6 protein-coding genes and 1 pseudogene are annotated in these 5,895 nt (G+C 57.8%); 3 read left to right on the forward strand and 4 right to left on the reverse strand.

Going from position 1 to position 5,895, the window contains the following annotated elements; genetic code table 11:
• Positions 1-89: 89 nt before the first annotated feature.
• Positions 90-776, forward strand: coding sequence for a DUF5677 domain-containing protein (locus FAS41_RS29130; protein WP_246084961.1), 687 nt, complete (start codon positions 90-92; stop codon positions 774-776).
• A gap of 207 nt (positions 777-983) precedes the next feature.
• Here FAS41_RS29130 and FAS41_RS29135 read toward each other — a convergent pair whose 3' ends face one another.
• The gene (locus FAS41_RS29135; RefSeq protein WP_246084962.1) at positions 984-1,247 is read right to left on the reverse strand and encodes a hypothetical protein; all 264 of its coding nucleotides are present in this window, start codon (positions 1,245-1,247) and stop codon (positions 984-986) included.
• A gap of 123 nt (positions 1,248-1,370) precedes the next feature.
• Here FAS41_RS29135 and FAS41_RS29140 point away from each other — a divergent pair, with 123 nt between their 5' ends.
• Both FAS41_RS29140 and FAS41_RS29145 read left to right on the forward strand, forming a co-directional pair.
• Positions 1,371-1,781, forward strand: coding sequence for a hypothetical protein (locus tag FAS41_RS29140; RefSeq protein WP_138526766.1), 411 nt, complete (start codon positions 1,371-1,373; stop codon positions 1,779-1,781).
• 41 nt (positions 1,782-1,822) lie between these two features.
• Entirely contained in the window at positions 1,823-3,514 is a 1,692-nt protein-coding gene (locus FAS41_RS29145; protein ID WP_138526767.1) for an SEC-C metal-binding domain-containing protein, read from the forward strand.
• A gap of 45 nt (positions 3,515-3,559) precedes the next feature.
• On the opposite strand, the gene FAS41_RS29150 is transcribed toward FAS41_RS29145, so the two are convergent.
• The 3 genes and pseudogenes from FAS41_RS29150 to FAS41_RS31550 all read right to left on the reverse strand — a co-directional run.
• The gene (locus FAS41_RS29150; RefSeq protein WP_138526768.1) at positions 3,560-4,585 is read right to left on the reverse strand and encodes an endonuclease; all 1,026 of its coding nucleotides are present in this window, start codon (positions 4,583-4,585) and stop codon (positions 3,560-3,562) included.
• Between the two features lie 195 nt (positions 4,586-4,780).
• Complete coding sequence (locus FAS41_RS29155) at positions 4,781-5,668, reverse strand: DUF5623 domain-containing protein (RefSeq protein ID WP_138526769.1); 888 nt, start codon at positions 5,666-5,668, stop codon at positions 4,781-4,783.
• A 130-nt stretch (positions 5,669-5,798) separates the two neighbouring features.
• Positions 5,799-5,895 (reverse strand): annotated as a pseudogene (locus tag FAS41_RS31550) (TorF family putative porin); the annotation flags it as partial.

Raw genomic sequence — 5,895 nt, forward strand, 5'->3', positions numbered from 1 at the left:
ACTGTCCGTTGTGCCAGACGGTAGCACCGTCGTGATCCGTTGGCATCACCTGCCATCTACAGTGACCAGCACTAAGCCTAGAGAACCGCATGAGCACACCATCAGTACTGGACGAACTTGTTAAGTCGTTGGGAACGCAAGCTTCGAGGCTGATCATATCCTCCGAAATGGAAGCAACAGGGCCAACGGATCCGCGCGACGACTTTGTTCGTAAGCAGCTGAGGCGAACAGCTGAGTTGGTAAGCGGAGCGGCGGTTTTGGGCGCTGCGGCAAACCCCGGCTGCCTGGGCGTCCTGAGTCGATGCCTACTGGAGCAGTTGATCACGGTTTTGTGGGGTATTCGATCCATTGAGAATGCTGAGTCGCAAAGCAGTGCAGGCACCGCTCAATTGGCGAAAGCGTTCAAATTAAACCTAGAAGCAGGAACCATGCAGGTCTTCGACCGCAGCACTGGTGAGGATGTTACGGCTCGATACCTAGAGCAAGAACGACCAAAGCGACGTTCCCCTCCCAGTATTCAGCAGCAAGCCAAGGAGGCAGACGTTGCCGACCTGTACACCGCTGTCTACAGATTTTTGTCGCTTGAGACGCACGGACACAGCGAAAGTCCCAGCGAGAAATCAGAAATCGCAGATCTGTGCGGTATCCACCTTCAAGGCATTGGCGCCGTAAGCAGCGCCATTGGCCAGGGTGGTGTCTGGTGGTTAGTTAATCGTCACTGGCCTGACAACGAATCGCTACGAGAAGTGCTGGGGCTGAACCAGAAGAACCAGTAGCGCTACGCGTTTTACAGTGCGGTTTAAAAGCCCCGCAGAGATGCACTGGGCCTCAAGCATTCACGTTCATAGAGGCACTCTCTCGAAGCACCGTCAGCCTAGCGATTGCGGCAGCGTTATGAGGGAAAGCGAAACTGGGCCAGCTGGAAAGACACCATCACCAGGCGCAAACGCCGTTCTGAATCTGTTGAAGTCGATAGCACTCATTCAGGGTTCGACCACGTCGAGCAACGCCCAAGGCCTGTAGCCAGCTGCACGAGCTGTCTTTTCCGCATCGAGTATGGCCTCTGTCCTACTGATTGACCGCGAGCGATGTTCGTACCTGAAGGCCGGCCCACCGTCGCCCCGCACGCTCAAAATGACCAAATAGCCACGCATTGGATTGCTGGCTTCGATGGTGCGTTTCTCCTTTTTCGGAGCAACACCCAGGGCTTGTCGCATCTGCCGTTCGAGGTCATCAGTTGGGTTCATTCAAGCTAGTCCAGAGTGGGGAGTTCAAAGTCTATCTGAATCACAGACAGTCGCGTTCACGCACTCTTTCCATGCCGTGGAAAGATGCAATAGCATTGCGCCATTACTGCATGGAGCAACCAGATGGCACGACGCCGTTCGAGATCATTTCAATCCTGGGCGCTAGGGCTAGTCGGGGTCATCGTCACCGCCGTGGCGATGTATTACGTACGCGTGGCAGCCATTGACTACATCGCTGAGCGCCAAATAGAGCGAACACAGCGAGCCCTGGAGAAGCTTCAGGCGCTCAACACGCGCCCCTCAGCTGCTTCAGCTCCTCAAACCTACCGTCAGCAAGATCAGTACGACGCCGAGGTTGTCAGGGTTGCCGCCGAGACACAGCGCCAACACGACATAGCGTGGGAGCGCTTTTACCAGCCACCCCGTGGTTGCGATAACTGGAGAAGCGACCAGCACATGGTCGAGTGCATCGAGCATAAGAGCCATGCCAAGCAAGAGTTCGAAGTGAAATGGGCGGCCGGCCAACTGCGGTAGGCCGGCACAGCTATTGAAGACAGCATCGCAGAGTCAGGACCATGGACGATATTGAACTCGCCTACGGGGTAACATCGAGGATCGGCGACCTCTACAAGGAAGGAAAGCTCTTCAGCCTCGCCACACCAGGGTATGCGTTGACCCAGCTACGGGGACTCGCTTCGGTGTACTGCGATCTCCTTTTTCCTGACTTCGACGAACGCACGGAGCTGGCGACGAAAATCCGGATGCTAGACGAGCGCCGCTTGCTGACCTCAAAGGAGAAGCGCCAGCTCAAGGTACTTCAGCTCAACGGCAACAAAGGTGCTCATCCCGAAAAGTACGACTTTCAGGCCGTTGGCTTCGCTGAACAGGCCCTTGAGTCACTATATGCCGCTCGATCACTAATCGAGGCCAACTACCGCTCTAGGGGCCAGGAGGTTCCTGACTACGAGGTCGTCGACGTCACGGAAGACCCGCTCAAGGATGTCTGCTACCGCGCCATGATTGATGGGGATGTAGATGCAATTCATCAGGTAGGGGTTTACTTCAAGGAGCGAGCGGATCTGCTCAAGAGACAGGATCAGTTCATCCTGCAGGATGGATACGGTCCAGCATCCAGGTCAGACATCGACAAGGCCATGTACTGGTTCAAGCAGGGGGCCGACGCCCGCCATCCGGACTGCATGTACCAATACGGATCCTATAAAGCTAAAGACACTGGCATGGACGAATCGACGCGTCTGAAGGGCGAGCAGTTGGCCCTCCATGCTTCAGAGCTTGACCACCCTGATGCATTGGTCTTTATCGGTGACTGCAACCTCCACGGCTCTCCTGGAGTTGCCAAGGACGAGGCCGCTGCCCTCCTCTACTTTGAAAAAGCTGCACGGCATGGGCACCCGGAAGCACTCAGCCAGTTGGGAGCGATGTATGCAGTGGGCCGAGGCTGCGAAATTAACCTCACCAAAGCGGCAAGCTATTGTCAGGAAGCTGCAGAACTTGGCTATCCCCAAGCTCAGTTCAACTTATTCGTTCTCTACTCCACCGGGCAGGGCGTTCCAACTGACAAGCAACTTGCCCTCAAGTGGCTGATAGAGGCCGCCGCTCAAGGCTTCCCCAACGCAACATTCAGCCTTGGGTACGAGATCTGGGAAGGAACTCTACCTGACCGTAATCTCGCAGAAGCGGTGGACTGCTTTGAACGCAGCATCAGCTTCATCGAGTTTCGAGTGCGTGCAGCACGGGCATACGCTCAATTAACGCTGCGCTTGGAGGACAACAAGGCTGGCTGGGAAAAAGCTGCAAGCGCCCTGCAGCTCTGCATGGAGACCATCGCCACTGATGGTGACCCGCATGATGATGAGGCAGCATGTCTGGAGCTTTCGCGCATAGCAGTGGGTAAGCTCCGGAAATGGCTCAGTCAGAACTGGACCGCCGCCGTATTCGATCTGAACAGTCTGCTGGTGTGTGGCCTCTTCGACAGGAATGCAGTACCGGTTCGCAGCAAATTTAAGCGACTGGCCGAGCTGAAATTGCTGATAGACGCTCTTTCACAGGGCGACACCACCCAGAGACAGCGCAACATGTTCCGCTTACTTAGAGAGGTGGGGGTGGAGGGAACCGATGCAATCGAGCGCCTGCAGCATGATTCACCGATTCCGGCGCGCACTGGGCGGGGCAGCCGCGAACAGGGACGGAATGATCCGTGCTGGTGCGGCTCCGGCCAGAAGTACAAGCGGTGCCACGGCACTTGATGACCAGGAGAGCGACACTCCCTCCACTTCCTCAGCGTGCCGTGCTTAGCGGCATTCATTCGCTAGTTCGAACCCTGCCGACCTGGCGGCCGCCGGCGAGTCGAAGTCAACCTGGTCGCGACGGTTCAAGCGACGTTTGGTGGTACACCCCTCGGGCAAGTAGAAGATGTTCGTTCGCCTGTTCCCAACCACGGGACCGGTCCAGCTGCTGACGGTGCCATCTTCCACCGTCAGCCGTAGTGCAGACTCTCGATCTGCAGCATCCAGCCCATCAGCTGACGGGACATAGCCCGATACCCACGATCGCGCGCCAGTTACGAAGAGATTGGACACACCGGTTAGGGCTTCGAGCTTCTTCTCGCGCTCAACCTCCCAGGGCGTTACCGGAAAGCTCCGGTCCCATTCCATAAGCAGGTCCTGCTGCTGCTCGCTCAAGCGAATCGCGTACCGGTCGACCATGTAGAAGGTCGCCCGGGCGACAAAGCCTTTCACCTCATCGCGCGGCTCGAACAGTCCAGCTAATCGATCAAACTTTGAAGGACACAGCCCATAGCGCGGTAGCGCACTGGGTATCTCCCCGAAGTCAGCGCCAGCGCGATCCATTGCGACTTCGCCGCCGGCCGGCACCAGATTGTGTAGATCGGAAGCCATGGCCTGGAATGCGTCGTCACCGGCGGAGCAGGCTTTCTCTCCACCGCGACGCCAGCACTCCCTCCCCTTACCCATGGCCTTCAGGGGAACGATAGGTGCCCAGGTCAGTTGCTGAGCCGCGCGGGGCTGGGTGCTGGCCACGTAGCCGCATGCACTCAACTGCATCTTGCCGGCGCCGTTTTTCGTCCAGGCCCAAGTGCAACCGCAGTACAGGTCACCAATCCCGGTCTGGTTCCAACTGGCGTAGAGCTTGCGCAGCTCAAGACTTGCTGCCTCTGGCGAGTGGACGCGGTCCGGTGCTGCGTGTACTGAGCAAGCCATGAAAGCGAACCACAGGCCGGTAAACCCGATTCCCCGGCGTGAGGTGATGTGCAGCCGCTGAGGATCTGCGGCCACAGTATTGAGGGACATATTGTTCATCGAGCACGTCTCCACGAGATATCTCAGGCACGCTACTCGCTCAACCGAAGCTGAGGCGGTGTTTTCCCCCTCGCTTACGGTCGGAAAAAGATGGACCTGGTCGCTGGGTGCCACTGGGAAAGGGGCAAAGCCGATCAAGCACAGGCATCAATTCATGGGGGTAAAGGAAGTGCTACACCTCCTTTACCCTACCGACTACCGTGCCGGCGCCTTCACCGTCGCAAGGCGGGCTGAAGCAAGTTGCTTCAGCATGTCCCGCAGAGGCTTGCTCTCAGGGTAAGACGCGATGAGCACAGATTGAATACGGTCCAGGGCAGCAAGTTGCTCCTGTGGGCTACGATAGCGTTTGGTAGCCTGTCCGCCGTAATAGACGTCAAAGGTAGCGGTAGCCGAGGCACTGGTATCACGAGGGTACTCAGCAAAGAGCCAGTTTTCGAGCTCGCTCCGTACCCGCTGCAGCTTGCTATGCCCGGCGTTAGTTGTCGGTGACACGCCAAGGTTTTTGAGCTCATCCCCCAGCAATTTATGGTTGGCCAAGCTCATCGGGCGATCCGGGCGCCAGAGAGACTTGAACCCCACCGAGCTGCGGTACTCGATAGCGTTCTTACTCCAACCGTAGGTCGTGCCAGCGCGGGGTTTGCGCTTGCCACCAGCAGCACTGCGTGACGGGCTAATGAACTGGGCCCAGTAATCACCAGAGACCCATGGCCAATGGGGCCAATCACCCGAAATCACGGGGGGTAAGGCTTCGAGGGTCAGCTTTAGCTGATGCAAGAGGGACGGGTTAGCCGTTGTTAGATGCGGTCGCGTCTGGTCTGGCGAGTAGAGCCCACCCCAAGCGATCCAAGCCCCGTGCTGCCCGCGGTCAGCCAACCAAGTCTCGCGGCGCTGGAGTTCAGATGGACGCTTAGCAGAGTCGTAAGGCTCATCAAGGTGCACCCAATCACCAGACTCGGACACCCAACCAGAATCGTGGTCGTTGTTGGGCAAGTGGTGCAGGCCATTCATAAGGTTCCACTGACGCTGATTGGTGGCTGGGCGCAATCCGGTGGCCTCAGCAAATTGCAGCGTCAGTGCTGCCATGCGCAGGTGCTCGCGGGCGCGCTGCTGTGACTCTTCGTTAGCGCGCAACTCCAAATGGTCTGGGCTCTCCAAGAAAAAGCCATGAAGATTACGTGCACGACCAACCTGGTGCCTTTGGAGGAAGGCGTGGAGTGGTGCTGCGCCCGGCCTGGGCGCTGTAGGCCGCTCCGAGACGGCTGCCGAATACCGAGAGGCCACCGTACAGGGCCTGGCTGTCGTAGTCGGGT

The sequence above is a fragment of the Pseudomonas nicosulfuronedens genome, from assembly GCF_005877905.1.
Lineage (GTDB): Bacteria > Pseudomonadota > Gammaproteobacteria > Pseudomonadales > Pseudomonadaceae > Pseudomonas > Pseudomonas nicosulfuronedens.